Origin of the sequence: Xanthomonas sp. DAR 80977 (genome assembly GCF_041240605.1) — a bacterium.
In the GTDB taxonomy this organism is placed as follows: Bacteria; Pseudomonadota; Gammaproteobacteria; order Xanthomonadales; family Xanthomonadaceae; genus Xanthomonas_A; species Xanthomonas_A bundabergensis.
Genome location: NZ_CP162487.1, coordinates 4,492,596 through 4,510,753, shown reverse-complemented (window position 1 = coordinate 4,510,753; position 18,158 = coordinate 4,492,596). Strand labels below are relative to the sequence as shown.

Below are 18,158 nucleotides of genomic sequence, written 5' to 3'. Positions count from 1 at the left end.
TTCAGCGCTGCAGCACGATGCGGCTGTAGCGCGGATCGGTATAGCTTTCGCGGATCGCGTCCTCGAACGGCGTCTGCCGCACGCCGAACACGGCTTCGGTATCGATGCCCTTGAAGTCGTCGCCGGCGCTGAGCGCCTTGAGCTGGTCGGCGGTGAACGGCGGCTTGGAGCTGAAGAGCGAATACACGCGCAGCAGGAAGGCGAAGAAGCCGATCGGGATATGCACGATCAGGGTATGCAGCTTCTTGACCCGCTTGATCGTCCTGATGATGTCGACATAGTCCACGCGCGTATCGCCGACGATGTCGTAGACCTCGCCATCGGGCTCGCGCTCGATGCACTTGGCGATGCAGCGGCAGAAGTCGCGTTCGTACAGTGGCTGGCGCATGAACTTGCCGTCGCCGGGAATCGGAAACACCGGGGTCTTGGCCATGAAGCGCGACAGCCAGCCCAGGTGCTTGGGGTCGAACCAGCCGAACATCAGGGTCGGGCGCAGCACGCAGTGGCGCAGGCCGCTGGCGACCACCATCTCTTCCTGCGCGCGTTTGGTATTGGTGTAGTCGTCCTTCGCCACCGAGTTCACCACCGAGGAACTGATGTGGACCAGGTACGGCACGTTGGCCGCGCGGCAGGCATCGAGTACGTGCGAGGTGGCCACCAGGTTGTTGCGGGTGAACAGCTCGGTGGTCTTGCCGGTGATCTGCGCGTGCAGCTGGGCGACGCAGGCCGCCCCCTCGAACTCGCGCGCCCAGTCGCCGGGCTCGGCCAGGTCCGCCTGCACCACGCGCACGGCCGGATGCAGGTCGCGCAGGATCTGCAGGTTGTGCGCATGCTTGTCGATCGCCACCAGCTGGGTGTAGCCCTGCTGCTCCAGTTCGACGATCAGGTTCTGCCCGACCAGCCCGGCGGCACCGGTGATGACGATCTTGGCGTGTTTGTCGGTCATGTCAGAGCTTGATCCTGCGGAAAACGAATTCGGGGATGGACTTGATGATGAACATGATCGCCCACCAGAAACCCGGCAGGTAGGCGACGGCGCGGCGGCGATCGACGGCGCGCACGATGCCCTTGGCGATCTGGTCGGGCTTGGCCCACAACGCACCCTTCTTGAAGGCGGCGGTCATCGGCGTGTCGACGAAGCCCGGCTTGATCGTCAGCACGTTGATCCCGGCCGGGCGCAGGCGCTGGCCGAGGCCGCTGAGGTAGGCGCTGACCGCGGCCTTGGCGCTGCCGTACAGGTAGTTGCTGGCGCGGCCGCGGTCGCCGGCGACCGAGGAGATCACCGCCAGCGTCGCGCCGGCCGCCAGCCGCGGCGCCAGCGCCGCGCACAGCGCGATCGTGGAGGTGCCGTTGGTGGCGAACTCGCGCAGCGACAGCTCGACCGAGGCGTCGCACGCGGCCTGGTCCGGCAGGGTGCCGTGGGCGATCAGGACCACGTCCACGCCGCCCAGGGCCGCCCATGCCGCGTCGAACGCTGCGCCGTGGTGCGCGCCGTCGTTGACGTCGAGCACGCCGACGCTGCTCCTGGCGCCGCGCACGGACAGGTCGGCCGCGATCGCGTCCAGGCGCGCGGCCTGGCGGCCGAGCAGATGGATCGCCGCACCGCGCGCGGCGTAGCGTCGGGCAGTGGCTTCGGCGATGGCCGAGGTGGCGCCGATGATGAGGACGCGTTGCATGTTCACTCCGTGACCCGGCGCCAGAAGCCGGAAGAAAAACGTGGGTCGAGATAATCGGCGAATTCCCGCCAGCGGCCGTAGGCGCGCTGGAACGACGCCGCGCTCATGCGCGCATCCTTGGCAGGGTACAGAGCGCCGCCGGCCGCGTCGACGATGCGGTCGAGCCGCTCGAGCAGCCGGAACACCTCCGGGCCGCTATTGGGGAAATCCAGCGCCAGGGTGGTGCCCGGGCGCGGAAACGACAGCATGCCGAGCGAGCGCGCGTTGCCGAATTCCTTCAGCACCGCCAGGAACGAGCCGCTGCCGCTGCGCGCGATCTCCGCCAGCAACGCGTCGATCCCATCGCGCGAGGCGGCAGGCGGCAGCACGCACTGGTACTGCAGAAAACCGGCCGGGCCGTACATCCGATTCCAGTCGCGGATGCCGTCCAGCGGATAGAAGAACGGCAGCAGGTGGCTGACGAAGCGCTTGCGCGGCGCAGGCTGGCGCCAGAAATACAGCGCGTTGAACGGCCGCAGCGACAGTTGGTTGACCAGGGAGAACGGCGGCGTCAGCGGCATGGGCAGGCCCGCGCCCGGGGGCTTGGGCCGCTCTTCCGGCAGGCCCGGGCAATGGTCGGCGCGGGTGAAGTGGCCGCGGCCGCGCGCGCGGCCGCTGGCCAGGCAGTCGATCCAGGCGACGCTGTATTCGTGGCTGTCGGCGGAGGCCGCGGACAGGGCGAAGAACTCGTCGAGCGAGCCGAAGCGGATGTTCTCCGTTTCCAGGGCGGCGCTCGCGACCCGGCGCAACTGGATCTGCGCCCAGGTGATCAGGCCGGTCAAGCCGAGGCCGCCGACGGTGGCGGCGAACCAGCCTTCGGCATCGTGGCCGGGCGTGCACACGCGGCGCGTGCCGTCGCTGCGCAGCAACTCGAAGGCGCGCACATGGTGGCCGAAGCTGCCGGTGCGGTGGTGGTTCTTGCCGTGCACGTCGTTGGCGATGGCCCCGGCCACCGTCACGTAGCGCGTGCCCGGGGTGACCGGCAGGAACCAGCCCTGCGGCAAGGCCAGGTCGATGATCTCGGCCAGGGTGACCCCGGCTTCGCAATGCAGCAGGCCGGTCGCCGGATCGAATCCGATGAACCGGTCCAGGCCACGCGTCGCCAGCAAGGTGCCGTCCGGGTTCAGGCAGCTGTCGCCATAGCTGCGGCCATTGCCGCGCGGCAGCGCATGGCCGTCGAACGCAGGCAGCTCCGCCGCGCGGTCGGTGACCGGCAGCAACACCTGCCTCGCCTTCGGATAGCGTCCCCAGGATTGCCCCGCGGCCGCCATCAGATGGCGCTCAGGGCGAACAGTCCGCACAGCACCACCACCACCTGGCTGACCCGGTCGGTGGCGGCGAACACGATCGGGTCGTCGTGCATGTCGCCGCGGTGCGCGATCACCCACACCCGGCTCACCCAGTACAGCAGCACCGGGCAGACCAGCCACAGCACTTTCGGATGGCGGTACAGCTCCACGCTCTCGGGGCTGTTGATGTACAGCGCCATCACCATCACCGCGATGTAGCCGGCGGCGGCGCCCATCGATTGCAGCAGCGACAGGTCCTCCACCGAATAGGCGCGCCCGCTGGCCTTGGTCTTGCCGCTGCTGAGCATCGCGTGCAGCTCGGTGTAGCGCTTGAGCAGGGCCAGCGACAGGAAAATGAACATCGAGAACGCCAGCAGCCAGAACGACAGCTCGATGTCGATCGCCATCGCGCCGCCGATGATGCGCACCGTGTACAGCGCGGCCAGCAGCACCACGTCGATCATCACGATCCGCTTGAGCCGCAGCGAGTACGCCAGCGTCATCACGTAATAGGCCAGCAGCACCAGGGTGAATTCCAGGTTGCAGGCCAGCGACAGCGCGAGTCCGGCCACGGTCAGCGCCGGGGCGGCGAACAGGCCGTGCAGCAGGGGAAGCCGGCCTGCGGCGAACGGACGCTTGCGCTTGCGCGGGTGCTGCCGGTCCGGGGTGAGATCGAGTAAATCGTTCAGCACATACACGCCGGACGCGCACAACCCGAACGCGACCAGCGCGATCGCCGCCTGCAGCACCGATTCCGGATCCAGGAAGCGGTGCGCGGTCAGCAAGGGGACGAACACCAGCAGATTCTTCAGCCACTGGTGCAGGCGCAGCGCCTTGAGCCAGGCGCGGGCACGCGGCGGCGCGGGCCAGTGCGCATGCACCGTGGTGCGCTGTGCGGCGGCCTTGCTGAGCGCGGTGCCATTGTTGACCACCCAGGCGCCGCCGGCCTTCTCCCACACATGCAGGTCCACGCTGCCGTTGCCGGCATAGTCGAAATTGCCGGCGCCGAACGCGTCGACCAGGACATCGGCCTTGTTGCGCCCGGAGAGATTGCGTTTGCCGTCGCTGGCGATCACCTGCTCGAACAGGCCCAGGTACTCGGCGATGGGCGTCACCAGCAGGGCATCGGAGGCGGTGCACAGCACGCGCGGGCGTTGCGTCGTGGTGCGCAGCAGTTCCAGGACTTTCTCGTTGTACGGTAGGGTCTCGGCCGGCAGGGAGACGCGCGAGGCCAGTTCGCGCTTCAGCGCCGCCTTGCCGCGCAGCAGCCACAGCGGCAGCAGGAACAGGTACAGCGGATTGCGCGCCAGCAGCGCCAGCACCGACTCGTAGAGGATGTCCGAGTTCAGCAGGGTGCCATCCAGATCCACGCACAGGGCGCGCCCCGAAACTGCCGGACGGTGGGGCGGAGGACTGGTAGGGGCGGGCATTCGATGGCCTGGCGGTCCATTGCGGGGCCGCGATTATACCTATCGAATCAAGCGCCCTCTTCGCGCGGCAGGAACTCGGCCCGCAGCATCGCCAGCGCGCCGACCAGGATGGCGTACCACAGCGTGACCAGGCGCGCGGCCACCGCCACGGCGATCGCGTCGGCGGTGGCGATGCCGAGGCGGTCGAGCATCAGCACGATCGCCAGCTCGGTGGTGCCGACGCCGCCGGGCACGAAGGACAGCGCGCCGACCAGCATCGCCAGCGGGTAGATGCCGAACGCGACGATGGGATCCAGGTCCAGTCCCATGCCCAGGCACAGGCCGACGAACACCGATGCCGTCAGTCCCCAGGCCATCAGCCCGGCGAACATGCTTTGTCCGAACTGGCGCAGGCCCAGGCAGCCACGCAGCTCCAGCGCCGCGGCCAGCGCGAAATGGGCCGGCCGTTGCAGCCAGCGGCCAGGAATCCAGCGCACCATCGCCGTCAGCCGGTCCAGCAACGGCGGCCAGGCGGCCGCGCCGAACAGCAGGCCGACGAAGGCCAAAACCACCGCCGCCAGCGCGCCCAGCGTGGGAAACACCGGGGCGGCCAGCAGCGACAGCGCCAGGATGACCAGCAGGTCGCAGGCGCGCTCGAACACGAACACGGCGATGGTGCGCCGTGCCGGCACGCCCATGCGGGCGAAATAGCGGATACGCAGCAATTCGCCGGCCTTGCCGGGCGTCGCGGTCAGCGCGAAGCCGGCCAGGTAGCCGGCCAGCCCGGCGGCAAACGGCACCGGATGGCCGTAGCGCTGCAGCAGCCAGCGCCAGCGCCAGTACCGGAACAGGTAGCTGGCGCTGACCGGCACCGTGGCCAGCGCCATCAGGTGGCCGACCTCGCCCAATCGCGAGAACGTCCCGTTGCCGCGGTCCACCCAGAACAGCGCGGCCACATAGCCTGCGCACAGCAGCAGCACGAACCCGGCCAGGTGGTCCATGCGCCGCCGCGGCAGCGGCATGCCGTCGGTGCCCGAGGGCGGCAACGGGGTCATCGGCACCGCCTCGCGTCAGCCCAGCGCCGCTTCCAGTTCCGGCAGCAGGGTGAACAGGTCGCCCACCAGCCCGATGTCGGCGATCTCGAAGATCGGCGATTCCGGGTCCTTGTTGATCGCGACGATGGTGCCGGCGTCCTTGATCCCGGTCAGGTGTTGGATCGCGCCGGAGATGCCGACCGCCACGTACAGGTCCGGGGCGATGATCTTGCCGGTCTGGCCGACCTGCAGTTCGTTGGGCACGTAGCCGGCATCCACCGCCGCGCGCGAGGCGCCGACCGCGGCGCCGAGCTTGTCGGCCAGCTTGTAGATGATTTGGAAGTTCTCCGCCGAGCCCACGCCGCGGCCGCCGGAGACCACGCGCTTGGCGCTCTGCAGGTCGGGGCGGTTGGACTTGCCGGCGGCCAGGCCGACGAAGCGGGTATGGGTGGGCAGCGTCGCGCTGACGCTGGCCGCCTCGATCGCCGCGCTGCCGCCCTTGGCTGCTTCCGGCCACGAGGCGCTGCGCACGGTGGCGACCACGGTCTGGTCGGCGGGCGCCTGCACGCTGATGATCGCGTTGCCGGCGTAGATCGGGCGCTTGAAGGCATATTCGCCATCGACCGCCATCAGGTCGGAGATCTGGTTGACCCCGAGCAGCGCGGCGACCACCGGCATCAGGTCCTTGCCGAAGGTGGTGGAGGGGCCGAACACGTGGCTGTAGCCCTGTGCCAGCTGCGCGATCTGCGGCCCCAGCACCTGTGCGATGGCGTGTTCGTTGGCCGGATTGGCGACGGTAAGCACGCGGCCCACGCCGGCGATCTGCGCGGCCTGCGCGGCGACGGCGGCCGGGTCGGCGGCCAGCACCACAATGTCGATGGCGTCCGGCGACAGCGCCTGCGCGGCGCTGACGGTCTTGGCGGTGGCCGCGTTGAGCTGGCCGTTCAGGTGTTCGGCGACGACGAGGATCTTGGCCATTACAGCAACCCCTTCTGCTTGAGTGCGGCCACCAGTTCGGCGGCGTCCTTGACCATCACCCCACGGCTGCGCTTGGGCGGCGGGGCGTAGTGGGTGGTGGCGAGGCTGTCGTTGGACTCCACGCCCAGCTCGGCGAACGCCAGGGTCTGCAGCGGCTTGCTCTTGGCCTTCATGATGTCGGGCAGCTTGATGAAGCGCGGCTCGTTCAGGCGCAGGTCGGTGGTGACCACGGCCGGCAGGTCCACTTCCAGCGTCTCCAGGCCGGCGTCGACCTCGCGGGTCACCGTGGCCTTGCCGTCGGCGACGACCAGCTTGCCGGCGAAGGTCGCCTGCGGGCGGCCCCACAGCGTGGCCAGCATCTGCCCGGTCTGGTTGGCGTCGTCGTCGATCGCCTGCTTGCCCAGGATCACCAGGTCCGGCTGCTCCTGCTCGACCAGCTTGAGCAGGGCGCGGGCCGCGGTCAGCGGCTGGATCGCGGCGTCGGTGACCACGTGGATGGCGCGGTTGGCGCCCATCGCCAGGCCGTTGCGCAGGTGCGCGGCGGCATCGGCGGGGGCCAGGGTGACCACCACCACCTCGCTGGCGATGCCGGCGTCGCGCAGGCGCAGCGCTTCTTCCAGGGCGATTTCGTCGAACGGATTGGGGGAAAGCTTGACGCCCTCGGTCACGACGCCGGAGCCGTCCGGCTTGACCTGGATGCGGACGTTGTAGTCCACCACGCGCTTGTAGGCGACGAGGATTTTCATCTTGTACGAGATCCTTCAGCAGTTCGGGAAGGCCCGGCCGCGGCGGCTGGCGCGGGGCAGTCGGTGGATTCTAACCGCCGGCGATGGACCATGCGAGGGCGTATGGTGGTCGCCGGGGAGGCGCCGACTCAGCCTGAACCGGCGGCGGTGGGCACAGGCGACCATCCCCGGCAAAGCGTATATCCTGTGCGGTTTGAACAGCGGAGCGCCTCGCAGCGCCCGATCAGGAGACGTCACAGTGGCTACTTGGCTTGTAACCGGCGGCGCCGGGTTCATCGGCGGCAATTTCGTGCTGGAAGCGGTGTCGCGCGGCGTCCGCGTGATCAATCTGGACGCGTTGACCTACGCCGGCAACCTGAACACGCTGGCGTCGCTGGAGGGCAATCCCGACCACGTCTTCGTGCAGGGCGATATCGGCGACCGCGCGCTGGTCGCGCAACTGCTGCGCGAGCACCAGCCCGACGCGGTGCTGAACTTCGCCGCCGAGAGCCATGTCGACCGTTCGATCGACGGCCCGGGCGCGTTCATCCAGACCAACGTGGTCGGCACGCTCGGCCTGCTGGAAGCGGTGCGCGATCACTGGAAGGCGCTGCCGGAAGGGCCGCGCGCCGCGTTCCGGTTCCTGCACGTGTCCACCGACGAGGTCTACGGCACGCTCGGCGAGACCGGCAAGTTCAGCGAGACCACGCCGTACGCGCCCAATTCGCCGTACTCGGCCTCCAAGGCCGCCTCCGACCACCTGGTGCGCGCGTTCCACCACACCTACGGCCTGCCGGTGCTGACCACCAACTGCTCCAACAACTACGGCCCGTACCATTTTCCCGAGAAGCTGATCCCGCTGGTGATCGCCAAGGCGCTGGCCGGCGAGCCGCTGCCGGTCTACGGCGACGGCAAGCAGGTGCGCGACTGGCTGTTCGTCGGCGACCATTGCGAGGCGATCCGCACCGTGCTGGACAAGGGCCGGGTCGGCGAGACCTACAACGTCGGCGGCAATTCCGAGAAGCAGAACATCGAGGTGGTGCAGGCGATCTGCGCGCTGCTCGATGCGCGCCGCCCGCGTGCCGACGGCAAGCCGCGCAGCAGCCAGATCACCCATGTCGCCGACCGCCCCGGCCACGACCGGCGCTATGCGATCGACGCGTCCAAGCTGAAGAACGAGCTGGGCTGGGAGCCGCAGTACAGCTTCGAGCAGGGCATCGCCACCACGGTGGACTGGTACCTGGCCAACCAGGCCTGGGTGCAGGGCGTGCTCGACGGCAGCTATCGGCTGGAACGGATCGGCACGGCGGCATAACGCGAGTCCCTCGCAAGAGCCCGCACATCCATGTGCGGACTTCCAAAGGAAGTAACCGATGACACAACGCAAGGGCATCATCCTGGCCGGCGGCTCCGGCACGCGGCTGTATCCGATCACCAAGGGCGTCAGCAAGCAGCTGCTGCCGGTGTACGACAAGCCGATGATCTATTACCCGCTCAGCGTGCTGATGCTGGCCGGCATTCGCGAAGTGCTGATCATCAATACGCCGCACGAGCAGGCCTTGTTCCGCGCGCTGTTGGGCGATGGCTCGCAGTGGGGCATGCGCCTGGAATACGCGGTGCAGCCGAGCCCGGACGGGCTGGCACAAGCCTACCTGATCGGCCGCGAGTTCATCGACGGCAAGCCGAGCTGCCTGGTGCTGGGCGACAACATCTTCCATGGCCATGGTTTGACCGAGACCCTGCGCCGCGCCGACGCGCGGCAGCAGGGCGCCACCGTGTTCGGCTATTGGGTCAACGATCCGGAGCGCTATGGCGTGGCCGAGTTCGACCAAGCCGGCAAGGTCATCGACATCGCCGAAAAGCCGGCCCAGCCGCGCTCCAACTATGCGGTCACCGGCCTGTACTTCTACGACGGCCAGGCCAGCGACCACGCGGCTGCCTTGAAGCCTTCGTCGCGCGGGGAGCTGGAGATCACCGATCTCAACCGCCGTTACCTGGAGGCGGGCGAACTGCACCTGGAACCGCTGGGCCGCGGCTACGCCTGGCTGGACACCGGCACCCACCAGTCGCTGCACGAGGCCTCCAACTTCATCGAGACCATCCAGTCGCGACAGGGCTTGCAGGTGTGCTGCCCGGAGGAGATCGCGTTCGGCCAGGGTTGGATCGATGCCGCGCAGCTGGAGCAACTCGCCGCGCCGCTGTCGAAGAACGACTACGGCAAATATCTGCATGAACTGGCTGTCCGAGGAATCGTTCCGTGAAAGTGATTGAAACCAATCTGCCCGGCTGCGTGGTGATCGAGCCGGCGGTGTTCGGCGACGAACGCGGCTATTTCTTCGAGACCTGGAACGCCGAGCGTTTCGGCCAGCACGGGTTGCCCACCAGCTTCGTGCAGAGCAACGTCTCGACCTCGGCCAAGGGCGTGCTGCGCGGGTTGCATTACCAATGGCCGCGCCCGCAGGGCAAGCTGGTCAGCGTGCTGGAAGGCGAGGTCTACGACGTGGCGGTGGACATCCGCCGCGGCTCGCCGCACTTCGGTCGCTGGGCGGCGGTGGTGCTGAGCGCGGAGAACAAGAAGCAGTTCTGGATCCCGGAGGGCTTCGCGCACGGATTCGCGGTGCTGTCCGAGCGGGCGGTGTTCAGCTATCTGTGCACCGACGTGTACGTGAAGGAAGCCGACGCCGGCGTGCGCTGGGACGACGCCGCGATCGGCGTGGACTGGCCGATCAGCCAGCCGGTGCTGTCGGCCAAGGATGCGGTGGCGCCGTTCCTGGCCGACATCGCCGCCGAACGTCTGCCGGTGTACACGCCGTGACCACGCTGGTGTTCGGCGCCAACGGCCAGGTCGGCCAGGAGCTGTTGCGCGCGCTGGCCGGGCGCGGGCCGTTGCTGGCGACCACGCGCAGCGGCCGCCTGCCCGACGGCAGCGCCTGCGAGCGCGCGGACTTCGACCAGCCGCAGACGCTGGGCGCCTTGCTCGATCGGCTGCAGCCGACGGCGGTGGTCAACGCGGCCGCCTATACCGCGGTGGATCGCGCCGAACAGGATCGCGACGCCGCGTTGCGCGCCAACGCCGAGGCGCCTGCGGCGATCGCCGGCTGGTGTGCGGCGCATGGCGTGCCGATGGTGCATTACTCCACCGACTACGTGTTCGATGGCCAGGGCACCCGCCCGTATCCGGAGGACGCGCCGACCGCGCCGCTGGGCGTGTATGGCGCGACCAAGCTCGCCGGCGAAGACGCGATCCGCGCCTCCGGCGCGCAGCACCTGATCTTCCGCACCGCCTGGGTCTATGCCGCGCACGGCAACAACTTCCTGCGCACCATGCTTCGCGTCGGCGCCGAACGCGACGAGCTGCGCGTGGTGGCCGACCAGGCCGGCACGCCGACGCCGGCGGCGCTGATCGCCGATGTCACCGCACAGGTCCTGGAACGGCGCGCTGCCGCGCAATCGGGCACCTGGCACCTGACCGCCGCCGGCGAGACCACCTGGCACGGCTTCGCCGAGGCGATCTTCGACGAGGCGCTCGCGGCGGGCCTGCTGGCGCGCGCACCGCGCGTGCTGCCGATCGCCACGGCCGAGTACCCGACCCCGGCCACGCGCCCGGCCTACTCGCGGCTGGATGTTTCCAGACTGCAGCGCGATTTTTCGCTGGTGCTGCCGCAGTGGCGCGATGGCCTGCGCCGCGTGATCGGCGAACTGGCCGCGCAGGCGCGGTCCGCGTAGCGCGCCGCGCGCCGGCAGCGAACGCAGGCACAAAAAAAGCCGGGCATCGACCCGGCTTTTTTCTTTTCGCTGCAGCAGGACTCAGGTGCGCCCGTAGGTGTCCTCGAAGCGCACGATGTCGTCCTCGCCCAGATAGCTGCCGGACTGCACCTCGATCAGTTCCAGCGGCAGCTTGCCCGGGTTCTTCAGGCGATGGGTCACGCCCAGCGGGATGTAGGTGCTCTGGTTCTCGGTGAGCAGCAGCACTTCCTCGCCACGGGTGACTTCGGCGGTGCCGCTGACCACGATCCAGTGCTCGGCCCGGTGGTGGTGCATCTGCAGGCTCAGCGTGGCGCCGGGCTTGACCGTGATGCGCTTGACCTGGAAGCGCTGGCCGTTGTCGATCGAATCGTAGGCGCCCCACGGGCGATACACCTTGCGGTGCCAGGTGGCCTCGGAGCGGCCGCTGGCCTTGATCCTGGCCACGATCTCCTTGACCTCCTGGATGCGATCGCGATGGCCGACCAGCACCGCGTCGTCGGTCTCGACCACCACCACGTCCTGCAGCCCGACCATCGCGATCAGCCGCGAACCGTAGGCATAGGTGTTGCGGCAATCGATCTCGATCACGTCGCCGTGGTGTGCGTTGCCCTGCGCATCCTGCGGCGAGACTTCGAGCAAGGCCGACCAGGAGCCGACGTCGTTCCAGCCCGCATCGAGCGGCACCACCACCGCGTCGGCGGTCTTCTCCATCACCGCATAGTCGATCGAGTCCGACGGGCTGGCGGCGAAGGCGTCCTTGTCCAGGCGGGTGAAGTCGGCATCGCGCTTGGCCGCGTCCCAGGCCTTGGCGCAGGCGTCGGCGATCGCCGGCTGGAAGCGGCGCAGTTCTTCCAGGTAGCGCGAGGCGCGGAACAGGAACATGCCGCTGTTCCAGTAGTACTCGCCCGAGGCCAGATAGCCCTGCGCGGTGGCCAGGTCCGGCTTCTCGACGAAGCGCTCGACCGCGCTGACGCCGTTGCCGGCACCGGCCTTGATGTAGCCGTAGCCGGTTTCCGGCGCGGTCGGCTTGATCCCGAAGGTGACCAGCTTGCCTTGCTCGGCGGCGGTGGCGGCCGCGCGCACCGCGGCCTGGAACGCCGCTTCGTCGCGGATCACGTGGTCGGACGGCAGCACCAGCAACAAGGGGTCGGCGCCGTTGCGGGTCGCCTCCAGCGCCGCCACGGCGATGGCCGGGGCGGTATTGCGGCCCTTGGGCTCGAGCAGGATCGATTGCGGCTTCACGCCGATCTGCTGCAATTGCTCGGCGGCGACGAAGCGATGCTCTTCGTTGGCGACCACGATCGGCGCATGCCCGGCGACGGGCGCTGCACGCAACCATGTCGCCTGCAGCATGCTGTGCTCGCCGACCAGCGGCAGGAACTGTTTCGGATAGGACTCGCGCGACAGCGGCCAGAGCCGGGTGCCGGAACCGCCGGACAGGATGATGGGTAGGACGTCGCTCATGGGCGGGGGAACTCCATAGTGCGTCTAGGGGGGAGGGGGATCAGCCGCGCAACAGGTCGGAAATTTCCTGGGTGCGCGTTTCCAGCAGTGCCGCATCGCCACGCGTTTCCACGTTCAGGCGCAACAGCGGTTCGGTATTGGAGCTGCGCAGGTTGAAGCGCCAATCGGCGAATTCGGCGCTGACCCCGTCGGTGTAGTCCAGCGACGGCGAGTGCGCGGCGTAGTGCTCCATCACCCGCGCCACCGCGGCCTTGGCATCGGCGACCTTGAAATTGATCTCGCCGCTGCACGGGAACTTCTGCATGCGCGCCTCGACCAGGTCGGCCAGCGAGCGGCCCGACTGCGACACCAGTTCGGCGATCAGCAGCCACGGGATCATGCCCGAGTCGGCGTAGGCGAACTCGCGGAAATAATGGTGCGCGCTCATCTCGCCGCCGTACACCGCGTTCTCGCCGCGCATCTTCTCCTTGATGAAGGCATGCCCGCTCTTGCACAGCACCGGGACGCCGCCGGCATCCTCGACCATCTCGATCGTGTTCCAGGTCAGACGCGGGTCGTGCACCACCTTGCCGCCTGGCTGCTTGGCCAGGATCGCCTGCGCCAGCAGGCCGACCAGGTAGTAGCCCTCGATGAAGCGGCCGTTCTCGTCGAAGAAGAAGCAGCGGTCGAAATCGCCGTCCCAGGCGATGCCGAAGTCCGCGCCGTGTTCCTTGACCGCCTTGGCGGTGGCCTCGCGGTTCTCGGGCAGCAGCGGGTTCGGGATGCCGTTGGGGAAGTGCCCGTCCGGCTCGTGGAACACGCGCACGAACTCGAACGGCAGGTGCGGCGCCAGCAGGTCGACGATGGCGCCGGCGCCGCCGTTGCCGGCGTTGACCACCAGCTTCAGCGGCTTGAGCGTGCCGAGGTCGACGTAGCTGAGCAGGTGCGCGATGTAGGCGGACTTGTCCGGGCGGCTGTGCTCGGCCGCGGTCGGAGTGCCTGCGGGCGCGGTGTCGGCCGCCACGGTGTCGCGGATCGCGAACAGGCCGGTATCGGAGCTGATCGGGCGCGCATTCTCGCGCACCAGCTTCATGCCGTTGTAGTCCATCGGATTGTGGCTGGCTGTCACCATCACCCCGCCGGCGGCCTGCAGGTGGTCGGTCTGGAAATACACTTCCTCGGTACCGCACAGGCCGATGTCGATGACCTCGCGGCCGCTGGCGCGCAGGCCGGCCGACAGCGCCGCCTGCAGCGCGGCGCTGGCCAGGCGCACGTCGTGGCCCACCACCACCGGTCCGCTCTCCAATTGCCCCGCCAATGCCACGCCGATGCGGCGGGCCAGGTCCTCGTTCAGTTCGTCGGGAACGCGACCGCGGATGTCGTAGGCCTTGAATGCGGGAAGCGGCATAGGGGAGGGACCTTGGATGGGGGAGCCTGGAGTGTAACGTTCCGGCCCTTAATCGGTCATTGCGGCAGTGCGCAGCGGACCGCGGCCGACGAGCGGCTAGACTATCTGTCTACTTCCAATGCGGATGCGGGCCAATGGGCGATACCTCCACCCGGGCGACCGGGCGACGCGGCAAGCTTTTCCCCGACGCGGCCACGGCGCTGGCCGACGTGGTGGCGGACGGCCAGACCCTGGCGGTCGGCGGTTTCGGCCTGTGCGGCATTCCCGAGGCGCTGATCGCGGCGTTGCGCGATTCCGGCGCGAACGGCCTGACCGTGATCTCCAACAACGCCGGGGTCGACGGTTTCGGCCTGGGCCAGCTGCTGGCGACCCGGCAGATCCGCAAGATGATCTCGTCCTATGTCGGCGAGAACAAGGAATTCGAGCGCCAGTACCTGGCCGGCGAGCTGGAGCTGGAGTTCAACCCGCAGGGCACCCTGGCCGAACGGCTGCGCGCCGGCGGCGCCGGCATCCCCGCGTTCTTCACCGCCACCGGCTATGGCACGGTCGTCGCCGAGGGCAAGGAGACGCGCGAATTCGATGGCAAGCACTACGTGCTGGAGACCGCGCTGCAGGCCGACGTGGCCCTGGTCAAGGCGTGGAAGGCCGATGCCGCGGGCAACCTGGTGTTCCGCAAGACCGCGCGCAACTTCAACCCGGCCTGCGCGATGGCCGGCAAGGTCTGCATCGCCGAGGTCGAGCAGGTCGTCGAGACCGGCAGCATCGACCCGGACCAGGTGCATCTGCCCGGCATCTACGTCGATCGCATCGTGCACAACCCGCATCCCGAGAAACGCATCGAACAGCGCACCCTGCGCCAGAAGGACGCCTGACATGGCCTGGACCCGCGACGAAATGGCGCAGCGCGCCGCCCGCGAACTCACCGATGGCGCCTACGTGAACCTGGGCATCGGCCTGCCGACCCTGGTCGCCAACCACATTCCCGAGGGCGTGGACGTGTGGCTGCAGTCGGAGAACGGCCTGCTCGGCATCGGCCCGTTCCCGAGCGAGGACGAAGTGGACGCCGACCTGATCAACGCCGGCAAGCAGACCGTGACCGCACGCGCCGGCGCCAGCTATTTCGGCAGCCACGATTCCTTCGCGATGATCCGCGGCGGCCACATCGACCTGGCGATCCTCGGCGCGATGCAGGTCAGCGCGCGCGGCGACCTGGCCAACTGGATGGTGCCGGGCAAGATGGTCAAGGGCATGGGCGGGGCGATGGACCTGGTGGCCGGAGTCAAGCGCGTGGTGGTGCTGATGGAGCACGTGGCCAAGGACGGCAGCCACAAGCTGCTGCCCGAGTGCGACCTGCCGCTGACCGGCGTGGGCGTGGTCGACCGCATCATCACCGACCTGGCGGTGTTCGACGTGGGCGCCGATGGCCTGGTGCTGGTCGAGGCCGCCGACGGCGTGGACGCGGCGGAACTGGCGGCCAAGACCGGGGTGCCGTTCCGCAGCGCCTGACGGCAGCGCGAACGCGCACGCCGCTCAGATGGCCACGGCGACCCGGCCGCGGCCAGTGAACGCATCGCTGACCGCGAGGCCGCGCGCCCAGTCGCCGGCATGCCAGCGGCCTTCGCCCAGGCAACGCAAGGGCGTCTGGATCAGGGTGCGGTCGAACGTGAACTGCCAGGTCTCGCTGCCGCCGACCGCGCACAGGTCGGCGACGAAATCGAGCGCGCCTTGCTGCACCGCCGCCACCGTGGCGAAGTGGGTGGGATCCAGTTCGTTGTCGGCGAAGACCGGCTCGGTCGTGCCGTCGTCGCGCGACGCGAAATGCGAGAACTGCCCATCCGGCGCGGTCAGGAAGGTTTCCAGCAGCAGGTCGTGTTGCAGGATCGGCGAGGTTTCCGTATCCGTGTTGCGGCCATCGAAGTAGCGGGCCTCGGCCCAGCCACCGGGTTCGACTTGCGCGATGCCGGCATTCACTGCGAAGTAGCCGCCCCCCAGGGCGGTTCCGGTCAACCTGCCCAGCTGCGCCTGGATGGTGCCTGCATATCCCAGGTCCGCGACCATGGCCGGCGCATCGCCAACCGTCGCGCGCCAGTAGCGCAAATAGCCCTCGCGTTCCGCGGCGGCGACGTGCAGCAGTGCCGGCATCGCCGGTGCCAGTTTCTGCGACAGCGCGCTGCGCATCTCCGGCAGCAGGACCGTGCTGCGCATGTCTGCGGCGCCAAGCTGCGCGGCGATGGCGGTCGTCGCCGGCGTGCCGAGCCGCGCCTGCAGCAGCGCATGCAGCGTGCCGGTGTAGGTGCTGCCGAGCAGCGCATCGAGGTCGGCGGCCTCGCGCAGCGTCGGCACGCCGGTGCCGCGACGCGAGGCCAGCACATAGCTGCCGCGCAGCGCGGCCAGCGGCGGACATGCCGCCTGCAGCTGCGCGAATGCCTTCTGCAACAGATACCCTTCGCGGCTCAGGAACAGGAGCTGGCCGACGCCGCGCGACAGCGCCAGGCGCGCCAGCCACAGCAGGTAGTCCGCGACCAAGGGGCCGAACACCAGATAGCCGAGCGATGCTGGCGATGCCAGGCGCAGCCGGTCGCCGAACTGCTCCGGCCGGGTATCGGCCATATCGGCCAAATGGCGACAGAGCAAGCCCAGCCACAACTGGTCTTGCCAGCCGCTGTGCGCCCCTGCTGCGGGTCGCAACGGACGCAGCGCCGGGACCACGTCGAGCAAGGCCGATGGCCGCAGCACATGCACGGGCGTGAGATAGCCGTGCATCTGCGGGCGCTGGATATCCGCCTGTTCGTTGTCACCGACGTGCAACCAGTGCCGCGCGGCGATGCCTTCGCGCGCCGGCAGCCGCTCCCAGGCCTGGCCGTCGTCCTTGCGCCAGCCGGTGTCGCAAGACACGTACCAGGCGCGCGGCAGCGCTCGCACGGCGGGTGGCAAGACCTGCTGCAGATCCGCGCCATTGAGGTACATGTCCGACACGGCGATCAGACGCCGCCCGCTGGCGGCGAGCGTGTTGGCCGCGGCGACCAGTGCCTGGCGCGGCTGCAGCAGGCGGGCTTCGGTCTCCAGTTCGAGCTTCTGCAGTGCGCCCAGGGGAAGCTCGTGCGCCTCCGCGAGCTGGGCCATCGCGGCGTAGATGGCGTCCAGGTCGACATCGCGCCCGGCCGCCGTGCGCGCACGCGCCTCGGCACGTTCGCGCAAACCGGCGAATCCGGCGACGCCAAGCGTTTCGGCGGCCAGATGGGCGAGATAGGCACGCGCGCCGGCCGGGGTCAGGAACGGGCGCGTCACCAGCGTGTCGAACACGTCCAGCGACACCACGTTTGCATCGATCGCCGACAGGGCCAGGCGCGTGGCCAGCGGCATCTGGAAGGCCTGCATCCAGTTGCGGCCGCCTTCCGTGCTCAACGCGAGCGCTCCATCCGCTGGCAGGATGCCCGCCAGCAGCCCTTGCTGGCGCACGACCGCCACGAACATCCGTTCCAGGGCGTGCTGCAAGGTGCCATCGGTCTGGCCGCGCTCTTCCGGGAAATCCTGCAGGCTCAATCCCAGTGCGTAGAGCGGCCGCAGTGCCTCCACGCGCGCCCAGAACATCGAGCCCGCCGGGAAATCGATGTAGGCGGCCGCATCGACGCCGATGCCAAGACGCTGGCCCAGTTCGCGGCAGGCCTGCAGATTGCTCAGCCAGGTGTGCGCCCACAGCGGCACGCCGCCGAAGCTCTCCGGATAGACGATGCCCAGCCTTGGTTCGGCCTGGAACATGCCGAGGATCCAGCCGATCCGCTGTGTCGAGCCGAACAGGGAGGCGGTCAGATAATTGCGCCAATCCTGGCGTTCGCTGCCGGTGTACAGCGATTTCTTGGTATGCCAATGCGCCACCACGTCCAGTGCCAGGACCTCCTCGCGGAAGGTCACGATCAACGGCGCCAGGTCGCGGCCACGGTTGGCGACCGTGCGCACCTGCAGCGTCCGCAGGTGCGGCAGCGACGACAGGCGCTGCCGGGCCGCAGCCTGCGCGGCGTCGTCGACGACCGACACCATCAGCACATACGGCACCGGCATGGCCGCCAGCGCCTGCGCCAATTCATCCAGCAGGTCGGGATAGAACACGTGGGCCATCACGCCCACGCGCAGTTGCACGCGCTCGATCGGGGTCGGCGCCGGGAACACGACATCCGACGGCGGCGCTGCCGACACCTGCGCATGCCCGGCATGGCGCAGGCGCCGCAGAAAACCGGACAAGCCCAGCGCGCGCAGCACTTTCCAGCCGCGCTCAGCGACCGCGAGCAAGCCGCGCCAACCGCCGCCGTGGCGTTCGACAGCCGCGCGCGCGGCAAGGCTGGCTTTACGCCAAGCCGCGCTCATCGCAACGTCATGCGGCGGCGAGCTGAGCCGCGGCGCAGTGCATGCAGC

16 protein-coding genes are annotated in these 18,158 nt (G+C 69.0%); 6 read left to right on the top strand and 10 right to left on the bottom strand.

Features of this window, described 5'->3' with window-relative positions:
* Position 1 precedes the first annotated feature (1 nt).
* From AB3X10_RS19130 to AB3X10_RS19100, 7 genes are all read right to left on the bottom strand, one after another.
* Complete coding sequence (locus AB3X10_RS19130) at positions 2-946, bottom strand: NAD-dependent epimerase/dehydratase family protein (protein ID WP_369976995.1); 945 nt, start codon at positions 944-946, stop codon at positions 2-4.
* A 1-nt stretch (position 947) separates the two neighbouring features.
* Positions 948-1,676 (bottom strand): SDR family oxidoreductase, encoded by a 729-nt coding sequence (locus AB3X10_RS19125; RefSeq protein WP_369976994.1) that lies wholly within the window; start codon positions 1,674-1,676, stop codon positions 948-950.
* A 2-nt stretch (positions 1,677-1,678) separates the two neighbouring features.
* Entirely contained in the window at positions 1,679-2,986 is a 1,308-nt protein-coding gene (locus AB3X10_RS19120) for an FAD-binding oxidoreductase (protein WP_369976993.1), read from the bottom strand.
* The gene (locus tag AB3X10_RS19115) at positions 2,986-4,374 is read right to left on the bottom strand and encodes a UbiA family prenyltransferase (protein ID WP_369976992.1); all 1,389 of its coding nucleotides are present in this window, start codon (positions 4,372-4,374) and stop codon (positions 2,986-2,988) included. The genes AB3X10_RS19120 and AB3X10_RS19115 overlap by 1 nt, the downstream gene beginning before the upstream one ends.
* Positions 4,375-4,481: 107 nt before the next feature.
* The gene (locus AB3X10_RS19110; RefSeq protein ID WP_369976991.1) at positions 4,482-5,468 is read right to left on the bottom strand and encodes a lysylphosphatidylglycerol synthase transmembrane domain-containing protein; all 987 of its coding nucleotides are present in this window, start codon (positions 5,466-5,468) and stop codon (positions 4,482-4,484) included.
* A 15-nt stretch (positions 5,469-5,483) separates the two neighbouring features.
* Entirely contained in the window at positions 5,484-6,425 is a 942-nt protein-coding gene (locus AB3X10_RS19105) for an electron transfer flavoprotein subunit alpha/FixB family protein (RefSeq protein ID WP_369976990.1), read from the bottom strand.
* Entirely contained in the window at positions 6,425-7,171 is a 747-nt protein-coding gene (locus AB3X10_RS19100; protein ID WP_145705275.1) for an electron transfer flavoprotein subunit beta/FixA family protein, read from the bottom strand. The genes AB3X10_RS19105 and AB3X10_RS19100 overlap by 1 nt, the downstream gene beginning before the upstream one ends.
* 238 nt (positions 7,172-7,409) lie before the next feature.
* Here AB3X10_RS19100 and rfbB point away from each other — a divergent pair, with 238 nt between their 5' ends.
* Genes rfbB through rfbD form a run of 4 tightly spaced genes read left to right on the top strand, consistent with a single transcriptional unit; the run spans position 7,410 to position 10,876 of the window.
* The gene (gene rfbB, locus AB3X10_RS19095) at positions 7,410-8,465 is read left to right on the top strand and encodes a dTDP-glucose 4,6-dehydratase (RefSeq protein ID WP_369976989.1); all 1,056 of its coding nucleotides are present in this window, start codon (positions 7,410-7,412) and stop codon (positions 8,463-8,465) included.
* A gap of 58 nt (positions 8,466-8,523) precedes the next feature.
* A complete protein-coding gene (gene rfbA / locus AB3X10_RS19090) occupies positions 8,524-9,411 on the top strand; it encodes a glucose-1-phosphate thymidylyltransferase RfbA (RefSeq protein WP_369976988.1) in 888 nt (295 codons plus the stop codon).
* The gene (gene rfbC, locus AB3X10_RS19085) at positions 9,408-9,965 is read left to right on the top strand and encodes a dTDP-4-dehydrorhamnose 3,5-epimerase (RefSeq protein WP_369976987.1); all 558 of its coding nucleotides are present in this window, start codon (positions 9,408-9,410) and stop codon (positions 9,963-9,965) included. The genes rfbA and rfbC overlap by 4 nt, the downstream gene beginning before the upstream one ends.
* On the top strand, positions 9,962-10,876 hold the full coding sequence (rfbD, locus tag AB3X10_RS19080; protein WP_369976986.1) for a dTDP-4-dehydrorhamnose reductase: 915 nt from the start codon (positions 9,962-9,964) through the stop codon (positions 10,874-10,876). Before rfbC ends, rfbD begins: the two co-directional genes overlap by 4 nt.
* Positions 10,877-10,957: 81 nt before the next feature.
* Here rfbD and AB3X10_RS19075 read toward each other — a convergent pair whose 3' ends face one another.
* Both AB3X10_RS19075 and AB3X10_RS19070 read right to left on the bottom strand, forming a co-directional pair.
* Complete coding sequence (locus tag AB3X10_RS19075; protein WP_369976985.1) at positions 10,958-12,361, bottom strand: mannose-1-phosphate guanylyltransferase/mannose-6-phosphate isomerase; 1,404 nt, start codon at positions 12,359-12,361, stop codon at positions 10,958-10,960.
* Positions 12,362-12,401: 40 nt separating this feature from the next.
* Entirely contained in the window at positions 12,402-13,748 is a 1,347-nt protein-coding gene (locus tag AB3X10_RS19070) for a phosphomannomutase (RefSeq protein WP_369976984.1), read from the bottom strand.
* 134 nt (positions 13,749-13,882) lie between these two features.
* Between AB3X10_RS19070 and AB3X10_RS19065 the strand changes: the two genes are divergently transcribed.
* Entirely contained in the window at positions 13,883-14,620 is a 738-nt protein-coding gene (locus AB3X10_RS19065) for a CoA transferase subunit A (RefSeq protein WP_206230157.1), read from the top strand.
* A 1-nt stretch (position 14,621) separates the two neighbouring features.
* Positions 14,622-15,254 (top strand): CoA transferase subunit B, encoded by a 633-nt coding sequence (locus tag AB3X10_RS19060; protein WP_369976983.1) that lies wholly within the window; start codon positions 14,622-14,624, stop codon positions 15,252-15,254.
* Between the two features lie 24 nt (positions 15,255-15,278).
* Here AB3X10_RS19060 and AB3X10_RS19055 read toward each other — a convergent pair whose 3' ends face one another.
* Entirely contained in the window at positions 15,279-18,110 is a 2,832-nt protein-coding gene (locus tag AB3X10_RS19055) for a rhamnan synthesis F family protein (protein ID WP_369976982.1), read from the bottom strand.
* Positions 18,111-18,158 lie beyond the last annotated feature (48 nt).